The following is a 20262-nucleotide window of genomic DNA, read 5'->3' on the forward strand; positions in this document are numbered from 1 at the left end:
CTTTCCCCGAAGCCTTCCCTTTAAGACACTCGCCTCCCCTGCCGTGAACGAACTTGCCATCCTGGATGCCATCCAGCTCATCCACACACCCTGGCTCGACGCCCTTGTTGCCGCCTATACGAGCACGAGCGACGTCGGCCAGATTTGGATCCTGCTCGGCATCGTGCTCGCCATCATTCCAAAGACGCGCAAGCTGGGCGCGGCCGTCCTCGTCGCCGTTCTCATCGGCGCCATTGTCACGAGCGGCATTCTAAAGCCCCTGATCATGCGCCCGCGACCGTGCGACGTGAACCCGCTCGTGCCCATGATCGTCGATCGGCCCCACGGCTCGTCGTTTCCCTCCGGGCACGCTACCGCCGCCTTCGCCGCGTTCGGGGCGCTGCTTTTCTCGAAGGGGCCCAAACCTCTTGTCATCGTCGTCGGCATCGGCGCGGTGCTCATGGCGCTCACGCGGCTGTACTGCTACGTGCACTACCCCACCGATGTGCTGGCGGGGACCGTCGTCGGGCTGCTCGCGGGATTCGCCGCCGCCAAAATCGTCGAAGCGGCAAGCCGCAAACTTCAGGAACGGCGATCGCAATCGCACACTTAGGCGCCGACGCGCGAAACGGGCACGCGAGGAATCACCTTGAGACCGAAGCCCCTATCCCTCTCGCACCTTCCCGGTCACGGGGCAGGTGATATACCCGTCGCGATGAAAGTAGTGCACGAGGAAGCCCACGCCGGCAAGCGCGAGCGCGATGCCGAGACCGGTGTAGAAGAAGGCGATGAACCAACCCGGCACCAGATGGAAGGAGCGCAGGGCGATGCCGCCGCCCATCATGACGGCCATAATGAGGTAGCCGCGCACATCGAAGAACTTCAGCACGTGCATCTTCTCCTCGCCGTAGCTGCGGATGCGGGCGGCATGCTTGCCCACCAGCTTGGAGAACATCATGTGGAAGACGACGAAGGTGGCGGGGATGCCGATGAGCAGAAGCCACGGGTTGCCGTTGCCGGCCGCGATGGCCTCGATGCCCATGCGGGCGACTTGGCTTCCAGCGATGAGCCACACGGCCGCCGCGATGAGCAGCAGGTACTTCGAGCGAACTTTGAACATGGCGAGTTTTCCTTTGGCTGAATGCCGCTGCGACGCGCTCGTCTCTTTTCGGCGCGGGCACCGCGCGGCCACTAGTTTTTCCTGGGCACCATAGCACCCGCGCCCGCCCACTTCCATAAGGCACATGGTCTCGACAGCAAAATTTCAACTTGCGGAAACCTTATAGGGGCCACACGCATCCGCGTCAGTCGAAATGCGATGCGGGGCAGCAGTTCGGCCCGATCCCCGCGTATTCTGCGATGGCCAATTCTGGCAAGTTCTAGACGAGCGGCTCGATGTAGGCGATCGGCGCGACCACGACGCGGCCGCAGTGCGCAGGGCCATCTCCGGCGGTAAGACCCGGCTTCGGCACGATCATCGTGGCGGTGAGGTCGGCGCGCACGACATCTTTCGCCGCGCGGCCCATCTGGGCCGAAAGCCCGCTCGGCACGTCGGCGGCCACCACGAACGTGCCTCGGTCGCGGGCAGCGTTGAGAGCGCGGATCCAGCCGTCGAAGGGCGCCTTCACCGTCTCGTGGGCGAACCCAGTGCCCAAAAGGGCATCGATGGCGAGCGAGGCGCCGTTAAGCAGGGCCGACACCTCCGCGTCCGTCGGCGCGAGAACCACCTGGCTGTGCGCGCTCAGGGACGCCGTCGCCCGCAGGGCGGCCGCGCGAGCCGGCTCGGCCGTAAGCGCCGCGGGCTCCACCGCTGTCACGAGACAGACGGGAATGCCCCAGCGGTCCAGGTACTCCCCGGCCACCCAGCCGTCGCCGCCGTTGTTGCCGCTGCCGCAGAGGATGACTATTTCCTTCGCGCCTTCCATCCCTTCCAGCGCCTTACACGCCTCGAAGGCGAGGAAGCGGCCGGCGCGGCGCATGAGCGCGTCGAGCGGCGTGCCCGCCTCCGCGATGGCCCGCTCGAGCGCCACCACCTGGGACACCTCAAGCACGGGAGGCTTAAAGGGGGTCGTCGCATCGGCTACGGGACGATAGGCTTCCACAAGACGCGGCAGAGACCAGGCCGCGTTGGCCGGGCTCGGCGAGGGCAGCACCTCGGCGGCCAAGCCACTGGCAGCCTCGCATAGCTTCGCGTAGTAGCGCCCCGCCGCCGCACCCGTGCAGAACACCCGGCGCACCGGCGCCTTTTCCAAAACGCGCGACAGATCGTTGGGGTGGGGGTTGGCGATGGAGGCGTCCGAGGCGCCCCGGATGTCGCAGCTTTCCAGCACGTCCCACAGCGCGATGTGATGGCGCAGCAGCAGATCGGCGCGCTCGGCGTTGTCCTCGGGCACCGGCTCGTCGAACAGCGCAGCGAGCACGCGCCAGAACCGGTTCTGCGGATGCCCGTAGAAAAACGCCGCCTCGCGCGATTTCGGCGAGGGCATCGTGCCCAGCACGAGCACCTCCGAGCGCTCGTCAAACACCGGCGGAATACCGTGCTCGATGTGCTGCAGCGGCTGGGCGCAATCTTTCATGGCAGCCTCCCTTTGCTCCTCGCGCGATGGCCCCGGCGGGACGCGAACGGCCGCTTGCGCCCGACTCCTTAGGTGAGCAGAAACGACGCCGCGATGAATCCCGCGATCACCAGAGCGAAGCCTACCACAAAAGCCCACGCTGCGGGGCGCCCCAAATTGATCGTCCAGCCGATACCGAAGCGCTCAGGCAGAAACAGCGCCGGGTCGTCGGGGTTCACGTAGAAGATGCCACCCTTCCAATACCGGTCGTTGTCGCGCGGCATGGCGCCGCCGCGCCCGTCGGCGCTCACCCGGGCGAGCAGGCGGCTGCCGTTCTGGCCGTACACGAGACTCACCGCGGTGCTCGCCACCAGTATGACCGCCACCACGACCCCGATGGGCACGAGAGCCTGGGCCATGGAAAGCACGCCGAGAAACGTCAGCTGGATAACGGGCCCCAGCAAGCTCACGAGCAGACCCATGCCGACGAGCATCACGCTCTGAGCGCGGGCGAACATGCCGTAGGCCCAGGCGCTCGCCGCCGGCATGGCGGGGTCGCTGCCCTTTTTCGATCGCAGAATCACCCAATGGGCCACGGTGAGGCATACGGCGATGAACAGCACGAACAGTACGGGGAACGCGACGACGCCCGGCGACTTGCCGGCCCACTCGTTCACTTTCCCCGCCAAATCCATGTGCAGGGGCACCTTGTCGGGCATGGCGGGATAGCCCACGATGCCCATGGCCAGCGTAATGAGGATCACGGGCACGTACAGCAGATCCCAGGCGAGGGACAAAGGCTTCGGGAAGGGCTCGTCGCCGATAAATCCCGCGCTGCGGCGCCCCTCGGCCACCCAGCCCTGAGCCTTTTTGTAGCGCTGCACCTTCGCGCGGAAATACAGCATGAGGGCGTAGCCGCCCACGCACAGGACGAGGGCGGCCACGACCAGCGTCGCGACGAAGGCGTGCTCGGGATCGAGCGCAAGGGCTGCCGCGCACGCAATCGTTGCCGCCGCCGCAAGCGCCAGCATGATCGCAAGATAGGTGCGTTTCAGGCGGCGCAGATAAGGATCGCGCGCCACATCGTCGGGCACCGTGACGGCAAAGAACTCGCGCTTCGGCATGAGGTAGGGCGTGAGCGCCATGAGCACGCCCATGAGGGGAACGACGAGGGTCAAAAGCCCGAGAAGAGGAATTACGGGAGACGTCACGCTCATTGGGGCACCACCGCCTCGCCCGCGGCTGCAGCCGCACCTGCCACCGACGACGTGCCTGCACCCGCGGCCGCCACCGACGACCCACCGGCAGCCTTCTTCTTCCGCGTCGGGCGCGGGGCGGGCTCGGCATCTTCCATCACCCCGTAGGCGCGTGCGGCCTGGGCAGCGGCCGCTTCCAGAAACTGGCCGCGCGCGCCGCCCCGGGCTCGGAAGGCCAAGGCCAGCTTGAAGAGGTCGTCCTCCATCTTCACTTGGGCCGATGCGTCGGCGTCGGCGCGATCGGCGGCAGCTGGATCGGCGATCACCGCCCCGGCGCGACCGCGCATGCGCACGTAGCCCTCGTCGCGCAGCACCGCGTAGGCCTTGTTCACCGTGTGCAGGTTGATGCCCAAGTCACTCGCTAGGGAGCGCACTGAGGGCAGCGACTGGCCCGGCTCCAGCTGGCCGGTGGCGATGCCGGCCACAATCTGGTTGCGTATCTGCAGGTAGAGCGGCTCGGCGGCCGCGGCGTCGACGGCGATGAGCATGGGGGCGTCCTTTCCGAGCGGCCCGTAGCGGCGCGCTACGGGCCATTGACTTCTTGTTCTACTCGGAGTATAACATAAACTGTTCTAGTTGTCATAGAACAAAATACGGGCGATCGGCTTCTCGTCGCCCCGCGAAAGCCGCCGCGGCCACCCGAAGCCCTGCCCGCTCGTTCCCGACGAAAGGACTCCGCTATGAAACGCGCCCTTGTCTTTCTCGCCATCACCTTCGGCATCACCTACGCCTACGACTTTCTCGTGGTGTACCCCATCGCCCAAGGCACCGCCCCCTACGCGAGCGAGTTCCTCTCGCCCGACCTCGCCTACATGGTCTCCGTGGCGCTCACCATGCTCTTCCCCGCCCTGGGCGTGGTGCTCACGCGCCTCGTGACGCGCGAGGGATTCCAAATGTGCGCCTGGTGCACCGTGCTCGCCATCTTCCTCAGCTACGTGACCATCCGCACCGGCTCCACGTTTGCCGCGGCCATCGGGCACGGGGCCGCGAACGGCACGACTAACGGCGTGACGCTGTTCTCGCTTTCGGGCGGCAACCCCTTCGTGGGGCCCTTGTGCACGGGCATCGTGGGCGGCCTGCCGCTTCTGGCCGTGGCCGCGATCATGCTGTGGGACATGCGCCGCCGCGAGAAGGCCGGCACCCTGCGCATGCCCGAAGCGGGCCTCCCCGACGGCGTGCGCCGCACCCGCCGCTAGAGGGGCGCGCGCTCCCCCAATGGCGCAGCGCGTTCTTCCCCGATGGCGTATACTGGGCGCGCGACGAAATCAAGGAAAAGGAGAGCGAGCGATGATGGGCCTGTTGTGCGTGGGAGCGGGCGGCGCGCTGGGCGCCATGGGACGCTACGGCCTGGGGCTCATCCCGCTGGGAAGCGAGCTGCCGCTCATGACGCTGCTCATCAACTTCCTGGGGTCGGTGGCCATAGGGGCCATCGTGGAGACCTCCGAGCTGGCCGCCGGCGCCCTTTCCCGCGAGGCGGTGCTGTTTTTGAAGGTGGGCTTATGCGGCGGGTTCACGACGTTCTCCACCTTCTCGCTGGAGACCCTCGAGCTCATCGAGGGCGGCCAATACGCCATCGCCGGCGCCTACGCCCTGGTCAGCGTCGTTTTGTGCGTCGCCGGCGTGCTGGTCGGAAAGGTGCTCGCTCGCGCGCTCATGCCGACAGGCTAGACGCCAGAAGAGCCGCGTCGGGGGCCTTGGCTAAGACTGCTAAAAATTCTAAAGGCTCTAAAACTGGTAAAGGAGCATTCGCTTCTACTATCCCCGCTTGCAAATAGTCTAGGGGTTCGCTAGAATTTGGGCGCGCCGGCATTTCCCCTTCAGCGTCGTGCAGCGGGTCGGGGGCCAAATCCTATGCACCGGGTGGGTCGAGAGTGGCGCACGACCCATCGCCAGCGAGAAAGGTGCATCATGGGCGTGATCAAAGCCGTATGCACGAGCGATATCAAGGGAATCCAGAAAACCGAGCAAGCCGTCATCGAGCTTAGGCCCAACTGGGGCATCGAGGGCGACGCCCACGCTGCGCCGTGGCACCGCCAGGTGAGCCTTCTGCCCTACGAGCAGATCGAGGCATTCAAGAACCGCGGCGCCGAAGTGGGCCATGGGGCGTTCGGCGAGAACATCATCGTCGAGGGCTTCGACCTGAAAAGCCTCCCCATCGGCACGCGCTTCGTCTGCAACGACGTGGTGCTGGAACTGACCCAAATCGGCAAGCAGTGCCACGCCCACTGCGCCATCTACCACCAGATGGGCGACTGCATCATGCCCCGGGAGGGTGTCTTCTGCAAGGTGCTCGCCGGCGGCACCATCGCCCCCGGCGACCTTATCGAGATCGCATAGCAGGTCGCGAAGAGGCAGACAGCGGGGACGCGCAGAATCTAACGTCCCCGTAACTGGCCAAGTAACTCTGCCAGTTTTTCAATAATTGGCAAGGCAACTTGACCAGTTTTGTGAAGGTTAAACTGCGCGGCTACTCGGCGTAGGGGGTAACGAACTCGTCGATGGCCTCTTCCGAGACGCCTGCTTCGAAGCGGCGGCCGGGCCGCCGCTTTCCGCATCGTTTTCCCTATTGTCGCGGGCACTCTCGTCAAAAGCAACTGCATGTTCGTCATGGCCCATAAAAGATAGGCATAAGAGCACTCACTCACGTTCTCGGTCGACGAACCACCTCGAAATTGCAGCAAATCACCGGTTATGAGCCCCTTAGGGGACAGATCCTTCAGTGACCCGGAATAGTCTCGATGCGCGCGAAGCTTTGACCAGGCGTTTTCCAAAAACTTCTTCCGAAGACCGAACGCAACGCAGAGTTCAGACGCTTATAACTCGAGATCTCGTGCAAAAAAGGCCTCCCTCGAGAGCAAAGCCCTTCCCGGGTGGCTCGGGGCTACTGCTCATCCCGGTAACGGCGCTCTTTGTTTGTGCGACGTTGGGGTACACTACGGGCACTGTCCTGTTTCGAGAAAGAGCGTCCCTTGCGTATCTCCGCCACCACTCCTGCTGCCTTCCTACGCGAGCACGCCGTGCTTGTGGTGGCGGCGATGGCGGCTGCGGCTTCCGCCCTGGCGGTGCCGCCCGACGAGGCCTATCTGGGGTATTTCGATTGGAAGACCCTTGGATGCCTGTTCTGCGTGCTGGCCGTGGCAAGCGCACTGCGGCTCATGGGCGCTTTCGACCGGGCGGCCCGCGCCGTCATCGCACGGTTTCGCAGTCCTAGGCCCCTCGCGCTGGCCCTCGTGCTCACGACGGCCGGGCTTTCATGCGTGGCAACCAACGACATGGCCCTTATCATGATGCTGCCACTTTCGGCAGCCACCCTTATGGGCGCAAACCTCCCCCGTCTCGTGGCGCCCGTGTTCGTTCTGCAAAGTCTGGCTGCGAACCTCTGCGGGATGATCGTCCCCTTCGGCAACCCGCAGAACCTGTATCTCTATTCCTACTACGGGCTCGACCTCGGCGATTTCCTGGCCGCTATGGCACTGCCCTTCGCGCTGTCGACCGCCGGCATCGTCGCCTGCACCTGGTGGCTGTGCGGTCAGTCGAACGGCAGCTGTGGCCGAGACGATACGCGCAGTCTCGCCGTGCCGATGCCGCTCAGCCGACGGCGCCTGGCAATCTACGGAGCGCTTGTCGCCCTCACTTTGCTGGCCGTATTCCGCATCGTGCCCGTCGCCGCCGCCGTCGCCGTCGTAGCCGCCGCGCTCGCCGCCCTCGACCGGCGCGCCTTGGCCGCCGTGGACTGGGGCCTACTCGCCACCTTCGCCTGCTTCTTCGTGTTCGCGGGCAACCTGGCGCGCGTGCCAGAGGTGTCCGCATGGCTCTCGCCCCTCATGGCCGATCACGGCCTGCTCGTGAGCGCCGGCTTAAGCCAGATCATCAGCAACGTGCCCGCCGCTGTGCTGCTCTCCCACTTCACGGGCGCATGGCAGCCCCTGCTCGTCGGCGTGAACATCGGAGGCGCCGGCACCCTTGTTGGCTCACTTGCGAGCCTCATCACGCTGCAGCACTTCACCAGCGTGCGCAAAATCTTCCCCCGAGCGACCGCGTTGCCCGAGCTATCCACTGGTCGCTTCCTCGCCCTGTTCAGCGTGCTGAACTTTGGTTTCCTGGCCATTCTCTTGATTGCTTGCGGGATGGCGTCTTCCTTCTAGAAAAATCTTTCGATTTCGAAAGATTTTTCTAGAATTAATAATTCCGTGATAATATTTCGCAATCGAAAGATTTTTTGGAGGAGCCTATGTTCAGCATTACCGTTGCCGAAGCCAGCGCAAAGCTCGGCGTGAGTCCCACCCGTGTTCGCCAGCTCATCAGAAGCGGCGTGTTAGCCGCCGAACAAGTTGCGGGCATTTGGCTCATAGACGAAAAGAGCGTCGAGGCACGCCGCGAGCACAACCCCGGTCGCGGCCGACCAAGCGCGCGCCTGAGCCAGCCAAACATCTCCCGTTACCTGCTCATGAACCGCGACCATGAGGTGCTCGCTTTCCGTTTCGATGCCTCGACAGGGGAATTTCTCGATGCCGATGAGATCATCGATGCCAAGCGAGCTCCCCTTTCCATCATGTCCCCGCGGGGAACAAAAGCCTCGAAAACCGCACTTTCCTACTGGTGGTGTCATCGTGCCATTCCGAAGGCGCGCCACGGCATCGAAGCGAAGCTGGTCGAGCTCGGCATTGCCGACACCTATGATCTCCCCTTCAAAAGTATGGGGCTCTCCCTTTCCGACCAGTACTGGATCAAGCCCTATGGAAGCGGGATTCGCTGGAGCGACGTCAACTACTTCGAGAACGATTTCTCCGAAGCGCCGGTCGAAGAATGGATGGCCGACGTGGGCCTCGACTCCCCTGACAACACCTCCGACGGCGTTCTTTCCAAACGCTGGGTGTGCCGCAATGGCGAGCGACGCCTGCTCAAGGGCGGCACGCTGCTCGATCAGGAACCCTACAACGAGGTCATCGCCACGGAGCTTTTCTCGCGCCTGCTGTCTGAAGGGGACTACGTTCCCTACACGCTGATCGAATGGGGCGGCGCGCCGGTCAGTTCATGCCCGAACTTCGTCGGCCCCACCGAGGAACTCATCCCCGCCTACTACGTGAACGATGTTCTCCCCCAGGTTCCCCACCGCGACAGCTACCGCCATTACGTGGAATGCTGCGCCGCGCTGGGTGTGGAAGACATCGAAACAGCCCTCGGAAAGATGATCCTCTGCGACGACATCATGGCCAACACCGATCGCCACTGGCGCAACTTCGGTCTCATCCGCGATGTGGAAACCCTCGAGTACCGCGCTGCCCCGTTGTTCGACACCGGCTCGAGCCTCTGGTGCCGCGTGCCCACGCGAGAGCTGGCTTACACGCCCTTCGTGGTGGATATGCGTCCCTTCTACGAAGACGCCGACCGGCAGCTGCGTCTCATAGGCGACACCTCTTGGCTCGATCTGGACAAACTCGCGGGATTCCCCGAATGGGCCAGCGATTTTCTCGACGAGAACCCTTCAATGTACGGCCGCACCGATTTCATCTACGAAGGGTTGCAGAAGCGCATCGATTTCTTGCATCTGCTGTTCGGCTAGAAGCAACACACGACCAAGCACCGCCCTGCCCATCGCGCCCAGAAAACGCCCACAAAGGCATCTCCGTAAAGGCATCGAGAGAAGAGGCAGCTCCGAGCCTTCTATTTCCTTGCCGCCTCGGTAGCTAAATCGATAAGTTCCTCTTTCGAGTGAATGCCGAGTTTTCCATAGATGTGCCTGATATGCGTTGCCACCGTGTTCTTGGAGATGAACAGCTTCTCGCGGATATAGGGACGACTGTAACCACGGGCTAGGAGAAAGGCAATTTCCGTCTCGCGATCAGACAGGCCGAATTTCTTCTGCAGCAGTTCGCACCCCACCATGAGTGAGTGCTCAAGCGCATCCGAACCCGCCTCAGCCATCGGCCGCACTTCAATCGGTTCGCGCTGGGGCGCCACAATGCCAACGAGGGCCACGAGGCAGATGAGCGCCGACAGAAAGGCAACCTCAGAAGACGCCGCGGCGGGACCAGCGCATGCGCTCCCCGCAAGGTTGCCAAAAAGCACACCCAGCTGCACGGAGCCATTGAGAAGCCCCACGCCCAAGGCCACAGGCGCCTTTCCTTGCTTGGCAAGAGTGATCGCAAACAAATACACCAGCACCTGAATGAGCGAATCAAGAGTATCCCCGATGGAGTTGGAGACAAATCCGGCCCACAGACCGGAAGACCCATGCAGTACAAGCGTTATGATCACGCACGGAACCGCCCAGCGGAACAACCCCGTGAAACTCACCCTTCTCGAAAAGAATACGATGGCAATGCCCAAAGCTACGCTGGCAAGGCTGGAAATGAGCATGGAGACATCAAGATCGATGAGCGCATGCATACTGTCGCGGACATCGGCCAAAGCGGCCTGCCACCCGATGGCGAGATACAGCACCACGAGAACAACCGCGACGCGTCCAAGATAGAAGCCCCACGATTCTGCAATTCCGAAGCGTCGGGATAGAGACGCGCCGGCACCCGACGAAGCTGAAGCGGCGCCCGACGCTTCAGCTTCCTTGAGGTAGGGCGACATCCCCCCAACGCCTGACGCCGCCTCTTCGACGCCGCACCGTTTAGCCCCCTCACGCAAGCAAAGGAGAAGCAAGACGCCGGACATCAGCGGCAGCGACGCCGTCGCCACTACGCCCACAACCCCCTCCAGCAGAGGGTATACCACAACACACGGCACGATAACTAGCGACGAGAGAGGCACTACCGCTTCCAGCTCCTCCACATCCAGCACCATGAGCGCACGGGCCCACAGCAGACTGAGCAACGCATAGCCCACGCCTGTCATGGCCCCTCCCAGCCACGCAAGCCCCAATGCAAATGCGCCCAGAGCCGAAACAATGGTTCCCGCCGCCAAAAGCAGCGCTGCCGCTATGGAAAATCTTCGTAAGCAGTGGCCCCCGAGCGGTCTTCGACTCAGCAACAAGCCACCGACGAGAAATCCGAGCACGACAGCTACCGCCGAGAGGAGCCATGATTCATCGGAGTTGATGGACTGACCGCTTCGGTAGGGAAACACCGCTGACGTTGCATAGGTGCAATACAACCACGCCCAGACAAACCCAATGCCCATATAGCGCAACTTGAGCGCCGCCTCAACACGGCGCATCGAGTCGAATACGCTGTCCTTAGTTATCGCCTTTCCCATCGATTCCCTCCCCGAGCCTCTCATGTCATCGCACCCGCACTCCACAGGAGTCCCTCCTCAAAAGAGAAGTATAGCAACTCGCCTCCCTCAGGTTCAGAAAACCCCTGGTAGCGGTATCACCTCAGAGAGGTGATTTCTCGAATAACCGCGCGCAAGCGATGGCCTCTATCGCGCAGTTCCTCCATGATGACGCATTGCGTCGGCCAATCACACCGCTCGTCGACGCAAGAGAGATCCACGATACAGGAGGGACTATGAGCAAAGAATCGATGAAGATGAACCGCCGCGACTTCCTCGGCCTGGGCGCCGTGGCTGCCGTGGGGGCCATGGGCTTGGCAGGATGCGCGCCCCAGACTTCGGCCGAGAAAGACCTCAGCGCAACCGGCGACGCAGCCGCGACGCCCGAAGCCGCAGCGGTCGCGGAAGACTGGCTTGGCGCAGAGCCCGAAATCGCCGAGAGCGACATCGTCGAAACCCTCGACACCGACTTCCTCATCATTGGCGCCGGCACGGCCGGCCTTGCCGCTGCTGGCGCGGCGGCCGATTTGGGCCTCAACTTCATTGCCTGCGATAAGAGCAACCAGGTTCCCGAGACCCGCGAGTACCTCGGCGGCGTAGACACCGCTTACGCCAAGGCCAACAACGTGACCATCGACCGGCCGAAGCTCTTGAACGAGCTGACGCGCTACGCCTCCGGCAAGTGCAACCAGAAGCTCATCAAGCGTTGGATCGACGATTCGGCCGAATACATTGATTGGGTGACCGAGGTAATGAAAGACGCCGGCAAAGAGGTCATGCTGGACATGCCGCCCGAGCACGCCACGGGCGGTACCGACTACTATGTGCCCTATGTGCAGCACCTGTGGGAGCCCTCTTACGTCCCGCCCACGCGCAACGACGTCATCGCCGAGCGCTTGTCCGGCCAAGGTCACGACATTCTGTTCGAGCATAAGATGGTGAAGCTTGTTCACGCCGATGGCAAGGTGACGGGCGCTATCTTCGAAACCAAAGACGGTATGAAGCAGATCAATGCTAAAAACACCCTGCTCGCCACGGGCGGCTACGCGGCCAACCCCGTGATGATGACCGCCCTGCAGCCCTCCGCTGTAGCCTGCTGCACCGCCTCCAGCTTCAATCCCACTTGCACAGGCGACGGCATCAAGGCGGGGCTGTGGGCCGGAGCCTCTAAAGACAAGGACGCCGCCCCCATGGTCTTCGACCGTGGGGCCGTGGCTCCTGGCGTGGATGCCGGCTACGAGGGCGAAGGCGAAGGCGCCATGTTCCGTGGCAGCATCTTCCAAGAGAACATCGGCAGCCAGCCCTTCATGAAGGTGAATCGCCGCGGTCAACGCTTCGCCAACGAGTCTACCCCCTACGATTTCATCTGCTTCGCCGCCACCTACCAGCCCGGCGGGGTGTGGTGCCAGGTCTACGACAGCAACATGATGGACGATATGCTGCGCTTCGAAACCGTCGGCTGCTCGCGCGTGGTGCCCTACATCGAGATGGGCATGACCTACGACGAGTACACTGCCGCTTCCCAAGAGGCCGGCATCCTCATGAAAGCCGACACCATTGAAGAGTTGGCCGACATGCTCGGCTTCACCGGCCAGGACAAGGATAACTTCCTCGCCGAGGTGGAGCGTTACAACGGCTTCTACGACAACCAGGTGGACGAGGACTTCGGCAAGGAGGCCTACCGCCTCTCCGCCATCCGCCAGCCCCCCTTCTACGGTTGCTGGTTCGGCGGCTCGCTGCTCACCACGATCGACGGTCTGCGCATTAACGAGAACTGCCAGGTGCTCGATCCGGAGCTGAACGTCATCGAGGGCCTGTATGCCGCTGGTGACGTATCCGGCAGCTTCTTCTCGGGTAACTATCCCGAGTATGTCGTAGGCGTGGCCTGCGGCCGCAGCTCCGTTGAGGGCCGTCACGTGGCGAAGCTGCTCTCCGGCGCCGCTCAATAGCAGCCTGCGAGCACGGGAAGGCTCATTCGTCCATTTCGCCTTCCCGTGAGCCCGCTTCACCAACCGCCAACCATCGCCCCCGCCGCGCGTACGACCCTCCCCGTCGCGCGGCGGTGGACTTTCTGCAGGTTTTTGGCTTGAAAAGCCGGACACCATCCAGACCACCCTCCCTTTCCCTGAAATCGCCAGCAAACCGACACAGAATCGCCCTCGCGCCGCGAGTACGCGCGTGCTATAGTGAGCGCGTGGCTTCAAACACTGCTGAAACGACAAAAGGGGCCCTTATGATTACCACTGAAGTGGCATTTGCCCGTTCCACGTGGCGCAAGTCCAAGGAGTTCAGCGCCGGCCTGCACGATCTCGCCCAACGCATGCCCATGGAGCTCGTGCGCCTCTACGTGACCGAGGGCGTGCGCACGCCACGGGTGCGCATCGATTACTACGACCGCATCGACGAACTGCGCGCCCTGCGCCGCGAGGCGCTGCTGGCCGAGATGCGCCATGTGGAAGCCCAGGCCGAGTGCTGGCTGGAAGAGCACCCCAACGAGGCGGCCCGCATCGCCGCCGAGCATCGCCGCACCCAGGCCACGCCGGAGATGCTTTTGGGCACCGCCGTCGTCAACGGCGACAGCCCCGCATTCGGCTTCACGCCCGAGACCTACCTGATCGCCCCCAGCCTTCGCGTCTACGAGCTGTTCATGTGGTACGACGAGAACGAACGCTGGACGCGGAATTAGCAGCTGCCGACTTGCGCCCCGCCCCTGCCCTTGCCCCTCTCTGCCCTAGCCTTCGCTCTGAGCCTCTCGCTTTGTAACCGTCCCGAAACCAACGGGGCAGTTCCTCCGCGATATGATTATGCGAGTTTACCCTAGAGAAAGGACGCCCATGGGCATCGTAGAAGGAAAGGTGGCCATCGTCACCGGCGGCACACGCGGCATCGGGTTCACTATCGTGCGCGAGTTCTTGAAGAACGGCGCGAAGGTGGCGCTGGCCGGCTCGCGCCAGGAGACCGTGGATGCGGCCTTGGCCAAGCTCGCTGAGGAGGGCTTCACCGACAACGTCATGGGCATCGCGCCCTCGCTGACCGACCCCGATTCCGTAGCGGCGGCTTTCGCCTCAGTGGTCGACCGCTTCGGCCGTTTGGACGTGCTGTGCAACAACGCCGGTGTGAGTTCCCGCACGCCGCTGGTGGACTACACCTTGGAGGAGTTCAACAAGGTCATGTCCATCAACGTGACCGCCGTGTTCGTGTGCACCCAGGCGGCGGCGCGCATCATGATCGAGCAGGGCGACGGCGGCGCCATCGTGAATACGAGCTCCATGGTGGGCAAGTACGGCCAGCCCTCGGGCTTCGCCTATCCCACGAGCAAGTTCGCCGTGAACGGGCTCACGCTATCGCTCGCCCGCGAGCTGGCCAAGCACAAGATCCGCGTGAACGCCGTGGCCCCGGGCGTCACTCACACCGATATGGTGGACGCGCTGCCCGACTCGGTCATCAAGCCGCTCATCGAGTCCATCCCGCTCGGCCGCATGGGCGAGCCCGAGGACATCGCCTGTGCCTGCCTGTACCTGGCCAGCGACATGTCCAGCTACGTGTCGGGCGCCGTGCTTCCCGTCGACGGCCTGTCGCGCCCGTAAGCACTTCGCAGAGCCATACAGAACGGCCGCCGTCCTTCAAAGGGCGGCGGCCGTTTTCATGCATCTGCAGTTCCAAGCATCCGCACAAGCAATACAGCGCGTTTTACGCCTCGTGCCTCTTCTCGTAGAAGGCGGCCAGCTCCGGTGCCATCTTCTCCAAGGTGGGCAGGTCCTCGTAGGCCATGTGCCCGTTCTCATGCACCTTGTACTCGATGCGGCTCGTGATGGACTCGGGCAAGAACATCTTCGAGATGGAGTGCTTCACGTTCCAGAACGGCGTGGCCGCATCGTGGATGCCGCCGAAGAACAGCACGCGGCAGAACGGGTTGCGACGCAGGGCCGTGCCCATATCGTAGGCGGTGTTCGGGCACACGGGGCTGCCCATGGTGCCGGGGGCCTGGTGCGTCCAGTTCCACTCCTCGTTCACCTTCATGGACAGCAGCAGGTTGATGGGCGAGCCCTTGAAGCCGGTCTCCTGGACGAGCTTCATCCAGGCGGACTGGTCCGGCGTCATGATGGCGTCGCCGGAGGGATCCTCGCCGGCGAAGAACTCGTTGTCGCCTTGCACATCCATGTAGGCCGGCTCGGTGAAGCGCGTATCGTAGCGGCCGGTGAACAGGCCCTCGTCGGCCAAGATGGTCTTGCGGAAGGTATCCAGCTCGATGCGCAGGTGCTTGCCCTCGATGAACTCGGCCGGAAGCCCGATGAGCTCGCTCATCTCGACGGCCAGCTCGTGCTCCTCTTCTGGGGTGATGGAGTCGCTCGCGATGAGGGCGCGGCCGTACTTCTCATCGACGAACCTCCAGGCGCGGTCGAACCACTCGAACTGGTCGACGCCGGCGCCGGCCTTGCCGAAGTAGTTGGCCGTGGCGGCGTAGACCGGCAGCATGCCCATGTAGTACAGGTCGTTGCCCGAAAGCGTCGGCGCGTAATCGAGAATGGTGGACTGCTCGATGACGCCGGTCAGCGCGATGCCGCGCTCGCCGAGCACGCGCATGAGTACCGAGTTGCGCATGGTGCCGTAGGACTCGCCGTACAGGTACAGAGGCGTGTTCCAACGCTCGTGAGTGGTGAGCCACTGGGCGATGCCGCGCATGAAGGCGTCAGCGTCGCCGTCGACGCCCCAGACCTTCTTCGGGTCGTAGCCCTCGGCCACCTTCGAGTAGCCAGTGCCCATGGCGTCCAGGTACACCAGGTCGGTCGTGGGCAGAAGCGAGTAGGGATTGTCCTCGGGCTTCGTGGGGCAGGGCAGCTGCTTGATGGTATTGATGGGCACGCGACGCGGGCCCAAGCCGCCGATGTTGACCATGGCCGACGAGCCGCCCGGGCCGCCGTTCCAGCAGAAGGTGACGGGGCGATCGGACTTGTCGGCCGCATCGCTTACGTAGGAGAGAGCGAACATGTGCCCGATGAGCGTGCCGTCGTCGGTATGCAACGGCAGCATCTCGGCAGTGGCGGTGTATTTGATGGTCTGCTTGCCGTCAGTCCAGGTCATATCCTTGCTGGCCGGCTCAGGAACGGGCTGCTCTGGTTTGGCGCTCTTCCCGTCGTTCATGGTGACGGTGAAGGAGGGGCTTGTCTCTGCCATAATGGCTCCTTACTCGCGTTGAGGCGCCCGGCCGCAGGGCCGCGCGCACGACTAACAACGCTGAGCCTACACGCATCGCCGATGCAGAAAGGCCACGGTCGCCCCCCTGTCACGAAACGCGGGGACAGCCGTGGCCGAATCGTGAACTGACCGGACAGTCAGCTCTTTAGGCGGCGTAGTCGGCGGCGTTCTTGCCGGCGATGCGGCCGAAGGTGTAGATATCGGTCATAGAGCAGGAGCCCAGACGGTTCGTGCCCATCTTGTGGCCGGCCACCTCGCCGGCGGCATACAAGCCGGCGATAGGCGCGCCCTCCACGGTGAGCACCTCCGCCTCGGGCGTGATGTGCAGGCCTCCCATGGTGTAATGCACGGCGGGCTTGCAGGCCATGAGGTAGTAAGGACCGTCTCCGATGACGTTCATCTCGGCGCTGTAGCCGAAATCCGGATCCTTCCCGTCGGCGCAGTACTGGTTCCACTTCTCGACGGTCTTCTTCAGCTCGGCGGCATCGACGCCTTGGGCCTTCGCCACGTCCTCCAGCGTATCGGCTTTCACGATAACGCCGCGAGCCTCGCTGTTCTCGTACTCGTCGGCATGCTGCTTGATCAGCCCCGTCTCGTCGGCGGCCGCCTGATCGAACAGGAGGAAGGCCACGCCGTCGGTCTGGTTCTTGATGCCGTTGGAAATGACGTCGCGGCGGTCGAGCTCTTGCACGAAGCGGTCGCCCTCCCTGTTCACGAGGATGCCATGGTTCTCCAGGCGCACGTCGCCGACGTACAGCAGCGCGCCCGTTTCGGGGTCGCACACCGGATAGGTCTGGATATACTCCATATCGATGGTGTCGGCGCCGATCTTCTCGGCCATCACGATACCGTCGCCCTGGGCGGCCACCGAGTCGGTGGAGAGGATCTTGTCGTCCATCTCGGGGTTGTACTTCACGCGCATATCGACGTTGGAGCCGAAGCCTCCCGTCGCCAGCACCACGGCCTTGCATTTCACCTCGGACGTATCGCCTGTCACGGGGTTCTCCACTTTCACGCCCACCACGGCGCCCGCATCGTCGGTGACCAGCTCGACGGCCTTGGTGTTGTCGATGAGCACGATGTCGTCCATGCCGTTGACGCGATCGGTCAGCTTCGTAGTCATCTCGGAGCCGGAATGAGTGATGGGGATGATGGAGCGCTTGATGTTGTGGCCGCCGAACTGCATGAGGTCGTGCTTCCAGGAGACGCCGCCCTCGTAGGTGAGCCAGTTGGCCGAGTCGAGCGCGCCGTTGGCGATGATGGCCACCAGCTCCGGATCGCCCTTGTTGTCGCCGCCGACGAGCATGTCGGAGATGAGGTGCTCGGGGCTGTCCTCTATGCCCTGCGTCACCTGGATCCAGTTGCCGGGCACCGCCATTTCGCCTCCCGAAAGGGCCGTATCGCCGCCGAAAACCCCCATCTTGTCCATGAGTACGACGCTCTTGCCCTCATTGGCCGCCGTAATGGCCGCCGCGAAACCGGCACCGCCGGCTCCCACAACCACGACATCGGCCTCTTCCGGAAGCTTAACGTCGCTCACCCAAGCGGCTGGCTCGCGATTCTTCCAATCGTCCGCGCTCTCGCCCATCGCATCCAGGGCGCTCCCCACAGCGGTAAGGAAGGCCATCGAAGTAAGCGTCGCGCCGCTGATGGTGTCCACCGCAAGCGTCTGGTTGTCGATGATCGCTTGGGTCATCTTCTCCATGGCCACATCGCCCATCCCCGGCGTCTCGCGGGAATCGAGCACCGTGATGCGATCGACGGCGCCGTCTTTGGCCGACACCTCTACGGTGAACTCGCCGTGCTTGCCCATACCGGTGCCAATAGCCGTTACCTCGCCATCGGCGTTCTTGTCGTTGCCGGCAGCGGCCTCCCTCTTTTTGGCCGCAGCCTCTTCATGGCTCATGGGCGCGCAGCCGGCCAAAGCCAGCGTGCCGCCCAGTGCGGCAAGAGCGCCTCCTGTGAGAAATTGCCTGCGAGAACAACTAGACATAACAACCTCCCTAGATCGAGCTTCGAGCGAGCGCGACGATTGCCACCTACCTCATGGCAATTCCATCGATTCGATGTCGAAAACGTATTAATATTGACGGTTTTCCATCGACTTTGCTCCCTTCGATGCCCCCATCATAGACCCATCACACGAACCTGCGGGGAGGCACCGCCATTCTCTACCGACCCGTTGCCAGCCTGCAGCCAAACGTTGCCGCATCTTCACCGGCCCGTTATCTTCCCGTAGAGAAGCTCGGTTTGCCCCGGGCGACCACCGCGGCGAGAACGCTGTCCGCAACGAAGCTCTGCTATGCTATGGGCAAGAGAAATCGCGAGAAGGGAAGTTCTATGAAAGTAGTCATCGTGGGAGGCGTGGCCGGCGGCGCCACAGCGGCGGCCCGGCTGCGGCGCCTGGACGAAGAGGCCGAGATCGTCGTCTTCGAGCGGTCCGGCTACATCTCCTACGCCAACTGCGGGCTGCCCTACTACATCGGGGGCACCATCGCAGACAAGAACGCCCTCACCCTGCAGACCCCGGCGAGCTTTCACGCCCGCTTTAACGTGGATATGCGCACCCGCCACGAAGTGGAGGCCATCGATGCGGCGCGCCATGTGGTGACCGTGCGCAACCTGGATACCGACGAGGTGTTCGAGGAGCCTTACGACAAGCTCATCCTCTCGCCCGGCGCCCGGCCCACCCAGCCGAAGCTTCCCGGCACGGGGCTCGACCGCCTGTTCACCCTGCGCACCGTCGAGGACACCTTCGCGATGAAGGACTTCGTCGATGCGGAGGGCCCGCGCTCGGCCGTGGTGTGCGGCGGCGGGTTCATCGGCCTGGAAGTGGCCGAGAACCTGCGCGAGCTGGGGCTGGACGTGACCATCGTGCAGCGGCCGCGCCACCTCATGAGCCCCTTCGACGCCGACATGGCCGCCCTCATCCACCAGGAGATGCGCGCCCACGGGGTGCACCTGGCGCTGGGCCGTTCCGTGGAGGGCTTCGAAGCACGCGAGGACGGCATCGAGGTGCTCTTGGCCGGCGAAGAGCCGTTGCGCGCCGATATGGTCGTGCTGGCCATCGGCGTCACGCCCGATACGGCCCTCGCCGACACGGCGGGGCTTGAGAGGGGCATCAAGGGCAGCATCGTCGTGAACGACCGCATGGAGACCGGCGTCGAGGACATCTACGCCGTAGGCGACGCCGTGCAGGTGAGCCACCTCGTCACCGGCGACGACGCGCTCGTCTCGCTCGCCGGGCCGGCCAACAAGCAGGGGCGCGTGGCGGCCGACGCCATCTGCGGGCTCGACAGCCGCTTCGCCGGCGCCCAGGGCACGTCCGTCATCAAGGTGTTCGACCTGACGGCCGCCGCCACCGGGCTCTCCGAGGCCGCCTGCGAGCACCACGGCATCGCGCACGACGCCGTGGTGCTCTCCCCCATGAGCCATGCCGGCTACTACCCGGGCGGGAAGGTCATGACGCTGAAAGTGGTGTTCGAGCGCGAGACGTACCGCCTGCTCGGCGCCCAGGCCATCGGTTACGAGGGCGTCGACAAGCGCATCGACGTTCTGGCCACGGCCATTTTCGCGGGGCTTTCCGCGATCCAGCTCAAGGACCTCGACCTCGCCTACGCACCGCCCTACTCCTCCGCGAAAGACCCGGTGAACATGGCCGGCTTCATGGTGGAGAACCTCGCCTTGGGGCTCGTGTCCCAGTACCGCTGGGACGAGGTGGCCGACCTGCCGCGCGACGGGTCGGCGCAGCTCGTCGACATCCGCACGCCCGCCGAGTTCGAGCGCGGCGCCCTCCCCGGCTTCCGCAACATCCCGTTGGACGAGTTGCGCAAGCGCTTAGACGAGCTGGATCCCGCGCTGCCCGTCCGCCTCGTCTGCCAGAGCGGCCTGCGCAGCTACGTGGCCGCCCGCATGTTGGCGGGCCACGGGTTTGCCGACGTGAGCCATTTGGCCGGGGGCCTGCGCTTCTATGACATCGTCACGGGCGATGCGCGCCTCATCGAACGCGCCACCCCCTGCGGCGCCGACGCCTGTTAGAAGCGTCCGCAACC

Annotated in this window: 17 protein-coding genes; 10 read left to right on the plus strand and 7 right to left on the minus strand. The window is 63.8% G+C overall.

Going from position 1 to position 20262, the window contains the following annotated elements:
- Positions 1 to 43: 43 nt before the first annotated feature.
- Entirely contained in the window at positions 44 to 592 is a 549-nt protein-coding gene (locus ACW4QM_RS03510) for a phosphatase PAP2 family protein (RefSeq protein ID WP_181869686.1), read from the plus strand.
- Between the two features lie 51 nt (positions 593 to 643).
- Here ACW4QM_RS03510 and ACW4QM_RS03515 read toward each other — a convergent pair whose 3' ends face one another.
- From ACW4QM_RS03515 to ACW4QM_RS03530, 4 genes are all read right to left on the minus strand, one after another.
- Positions 644 to 1099 carry a hypothetical protein gene (locus ACW4QM_RS03515; RefSeq protein WP_114539538.1) on the minus strand — a complete coding sequence of 152 codons (456 nt, stop codon included), beginning with the start codon at positions 1097 to 1099 and terminating at the stop codon, positions 644 to 646.
- Positions 1100 to 1358: 259 nt separating this feature from the next.
- Positions 1359 to 2555, minus strand: a complete 1197-nt coding sequence (locus ACW4QM_RS03520) for a DNA-deoxyinosine glycosylase (protein ID WP_157012048.1) — start codon at positions 2553 to 2555, stop codon at positions 1359 to 1361.
- Between the two features lie 68 nt (positions 2556 to 2623).
- The gene (locus tag ACW4QM_RS03525; protein ID WP_455798185.1) at positions 2624 to 3751 is read right to left on the minus strand and encodes a DUF1648 domain-containing protein; all 1128 of its coding nucleotides are present in this window, start codon (positions 3749 to 3751) and stop codon (positions 2624 to 2626) included.
- On the minus strand, positions 3748 to 4278 hold the full coding sequence (locus tag ACW4QM_RS03530; protein WP_173112053.1) for a GntR family transcriptional regulator: 531 nt from the start codon (positions 4276 to 4278) through the stop codon (positions 3748 to 3750). Before ACW4QM_RS03530 ends, ACW4QM_RS03525 begins: the two co-directional genes overlap by 4 nt.
- Positions 4279 to 4470: 192 nt before the next feature.
- On the opposite strand from ACW4QM_RS03530, the gene ACW4QM_RS03535 reads away from it, so the two are divergent.
- The 5 genes from ACW4QM_RS03535 to ACW4QM_RS03555 all read left to right on the plus strand — a co-directional run bounded on the left by ACW4QM_RS03535 (position 4471) and on the right by ACW4QM_RS03555 (position 9353).
- Entirely contained in the window at positions 4471 to 4986 is a 516-nt protein-coding gene (locus ACW4QM_RS03535) for a hypothetical protein (RefSeq protein ID WP_157012050.1), read from the plus strand.
- 91 nt (positions 4987 to 5077) lie between these two features.
- Entirely contained in the window at positions 5078 to 5458 is a 381-nt protein-coding gene (crcB, locus tag ACW4QM_RS03540) for a fluoride efflux transporter CrcB (RefSeq protein WP_114539534.1), read from the plus strand.
- A gap of 240 nt (positions 5459 to 5698) precedes the next feature.
- Positions 5699 to 6127, plus strand: a complete 429-nt coding sequence (locus tag ACW4QM_RS03545; protein WP_114539533.1) for an MOSC domain-containing protein — start codon at positions 5699 to 5701, stop codon at positions 6125 to 6127.
- A gap of 632 nt (positions 6128 to 6759) precedes the next feature.
- Positions 6760 to 7935 carry an SLC13 family permease gene (locus ACW4QM_RS03550; protein ID WP_302222532.1) on the plus strand — a complete coding sequence of 392 codons (1176 nt, stop codon included), beginning with the start codon at positions 6760 to 6762 and terminating at the stop codon, positions 7933 to 7935.
- Positions 7936 to 8021: 86 nt separating this feature from the next.
- Positions 8022 to 9353: a helix-turn-helix domain-containing protein gene (locus tag ACW4QM_RS03555; protein ID WP_455798186.1), complete on the plus strand. Its 1332-nt coding sequence runs from the start codon at positions 8022 to 8024 to the stop codon at positions 9351 to 9353.
- 101 nt (positions 9354 to 9454) lie between these two features.
- Here the strand turns inward: ACW4QM_RS03555 and ACW4QM_RS03560 are convergent, their stop codons facing one another.
- The gene (locus ACW4QM_RS03560; RefSeq protein ID WP_455798187.1) at positions 9455 to 10996 is read right to left on the minus strand and encodes a response regulator transcription factor; all 1542 of its coding nucleotides are present in this window, start codon (positions 10994 to 10996) and stop codon (positions 9455 to 9457) included.
- A 254-nt stretch (positions 10997 to 11250) separates the two neighbouring features.
- Here ACW4QM_RS03560 and ACW4QM_RS03565 point away from each other — a divergent pair, with 254 nt between their 5' ends.
- From ACW4QM_RS03565 to ACW4QM_RS03575, 3 genes are all read left to right on the plus strand, one after another.
- Positions 11251 to 12963 carry an FAD-binding protein gene (locus tag ACW4QM_RS03565; protein WP_451917764.1) on the plus strand — a complete coding sequence of 571 codons (1713 nt, stop codon included), beginning with the start codon at positions 11251 to 11253 and terminating at the stop codon, positions 12961 to 12963.
- A gap of 284 nt (positions 12964 to 13247) precedes the next feature.
- Positions 13248 to 13700, plus strand: a complete 453-nt coding sequence (locus ACW4QM_RS03570) for a hypothetical protein (RefSeq protein WP_279053873.1) — start codon at positions 13248 to 13250, stop codon at positions 13698 to 13700.
- A 148-nt stretch (positions 13701 to 13848) separates the two neighbouring features.
- Positions 13849 to 14601 carry an SDR family NAD(P)-dependent oxidoreductase gene (locus ACW4QM_RS03575; RefSeq protein ID WP_455798188.1) on the plus strand — a complete coding sequence of 251 codons (753 nt, stop codon included), beginning with the start codon at positions 13849 to 13851 and terminating at the stop codon, positions 14599 to 14601.
- Positions 14602 to 14704: 103 nt separating this feature from the next.
- On the opposite strand, the gene ACW4QM_RS03580 is transcribed toward ACW4QM_RS03575, so the two are convergent.
- Both ACW4QM_RS03580 and ACW4QM_RS03585 read right to left on the minus strand, forming a co-directional pair.
- On the minus strand, positions 14705 to 16189 hold the full coding sequence (locus tag ACW4QM_RS03580) for a S10 family peptidase (protein ID WP_455798189.1): 1485 nt from the start codon (positions 16187 to 16189) through the stop codon (positions 14705 to 14707).
- A gap of 166 nt (positions 16190 to 16355) precedes the next feature.
- On the minus strand, positions 16356 to 18203 hold the full coding sequence (locus tag ACW4QM_RS03585; protein WP_455798190.1) for a flavocytochrome c: 1848 nt from the start codon (positions 18201 to 18203) through the stop codon (positions 16356 to 16358).
- 347 nt (positions 18204 to 18550) lie between these two features.
- Here ACW4QM_RS03585 and ACW4QM_RS03590 point away from each other — a divergent pair, with 347 nt between their 5' ends.
- Positions 18551 to 20248, plus strand: a complete 1698-nt coding sequence (locus ACW4QM_RS03590) for an FAD-dependent oxidoreductase (RefSeq protein WP_455798191.1) — start codon at positions 18551 to 18553, stop codon at positions 20246 to 20248.
- Positions 20249 to 20262: the final 14 nt, after the last annotated feature.

Source organism: Adlercreutzia sp. CNCM I-6207 (assembly GCF_977072305.1).

What these genes read in the sequence shown, in the direction of transcription:
- ACW4QM_RS03515 (WP_114539538.1), bottom strand. Translation starts at nt 1,099, where the DNA reads ATGTTCAAAGTTCGCTCGAAGTACCTGCTGCTCATCGCGGCGGCCGTG.
- ACW4QM_RS03520 (WP_157012048.1), bottom strand. Translation starts at nt 2,555, where the DNA reads ATGAAAGATTGCGCCCAGCCGCTGCAGCACATCGAGCACGGTATTCCG.
- ACW4QM_RS03525 (WP_455798185.1), bottom strand. Translation starts at nt 3,751, where the DNA reads ATGAGCGTGACGTCTCCCGTAATTCCTCTTCTCGGGCTTTTGACCCTC.
- ACW4QM_RS03530 (WP_173112053.1), bottom strand. Translation starts at nt 4,278, where the DNA reads ATGCTCATCGCCGTCGACGCCGCGGCCGCCGAGCCGCTCTACCTGCAG.
- ACW4QM_RS03535 (WP_157012050.1), top strand. Translation starts at nt 4,471, where the DNA reads ATGAAACGCGCCCTTGTCTTTCTCGCCATCACCTTCGGCATCACCTAC.
- crcB (WP_114539534.1), top strand. Translation starts at nt 5,078, where the DNA reads ATGATGGGCCTGTTGTGCGTGGGAGCGGGCGGCGCGCTGGGCGCCATG.
- ACW4QM_RS03545 (WP_114539533.1), top strand. Translation starts at nt 5,699, where the DNA reads ATGGGCGTGATCAAAGCCGTATGCACGAGCGATATCAAGGGAATCCAG.
- ACW4QM_RS03555 (WP_455798186.1), top strand. Translation starts at nt 8,022, where the DNA reads ATGTTCAGCATTACCGTTGCCGAAGCCAGCGCAAAGCTCGGCGTGAGT.
- ACW4QM_RS03560 (WP_455798187.1), bottom strand. Translation starts at nt 10,996, where the DNA reads ATGGGAAAGGCGATAACTAAGGACAGCGTATTCGACTCGATGCGCCGT.
- ACW4QM_RS03565 (WP_451917764.1), top strand. Translation starts at nt 11,251, where the DNA reads ATGAGCAAAGAATCGATGAAGATGAACCGCCGCGACTTCCTCGGCCTG.
- ACW4QM_RS03570 (WP_279053873.1), top strand. Translation starts at nt 13,248, where the DNA reads ATGATTACCACTGAAGTGGCATTTGCCCGTTCCACGTGGCGCAAGTCC.
- ACW4QM_RS03575 (WP_455798188.1), top strand. Translation starts at nt 13,849, where the DNA reads ATGGGCATCGTAGAAGGAAAGGTGGCCATCGTCACCGGCGGCACACGC.
- ACW4QM_RS03580 (WP_455798189.1), bottom strand. Translation starts at nt 16,189, where the DNA reads ATGGCAGAGACAAGCCCCTCCTTCACCGTCACCATGAACGACGGGAAG.
- ACW4QM_RS03585 (WP_455798190.1), bottom strand. Translation starts at nt 18,203, where the DNA reads ATGTCTAGTTGTTCTCGCAGGCAATTTCTCACAGGAGGCGCTCTTGCC.
- ACW4QM_RS03590 (WP_455798191.1), top strand. Translation starts at nt 18,551, where the DNA reads ATGAAAGTAGTCATCGTGGGAGGCGTGGCCGGCGGCGCCACAGCGGCG.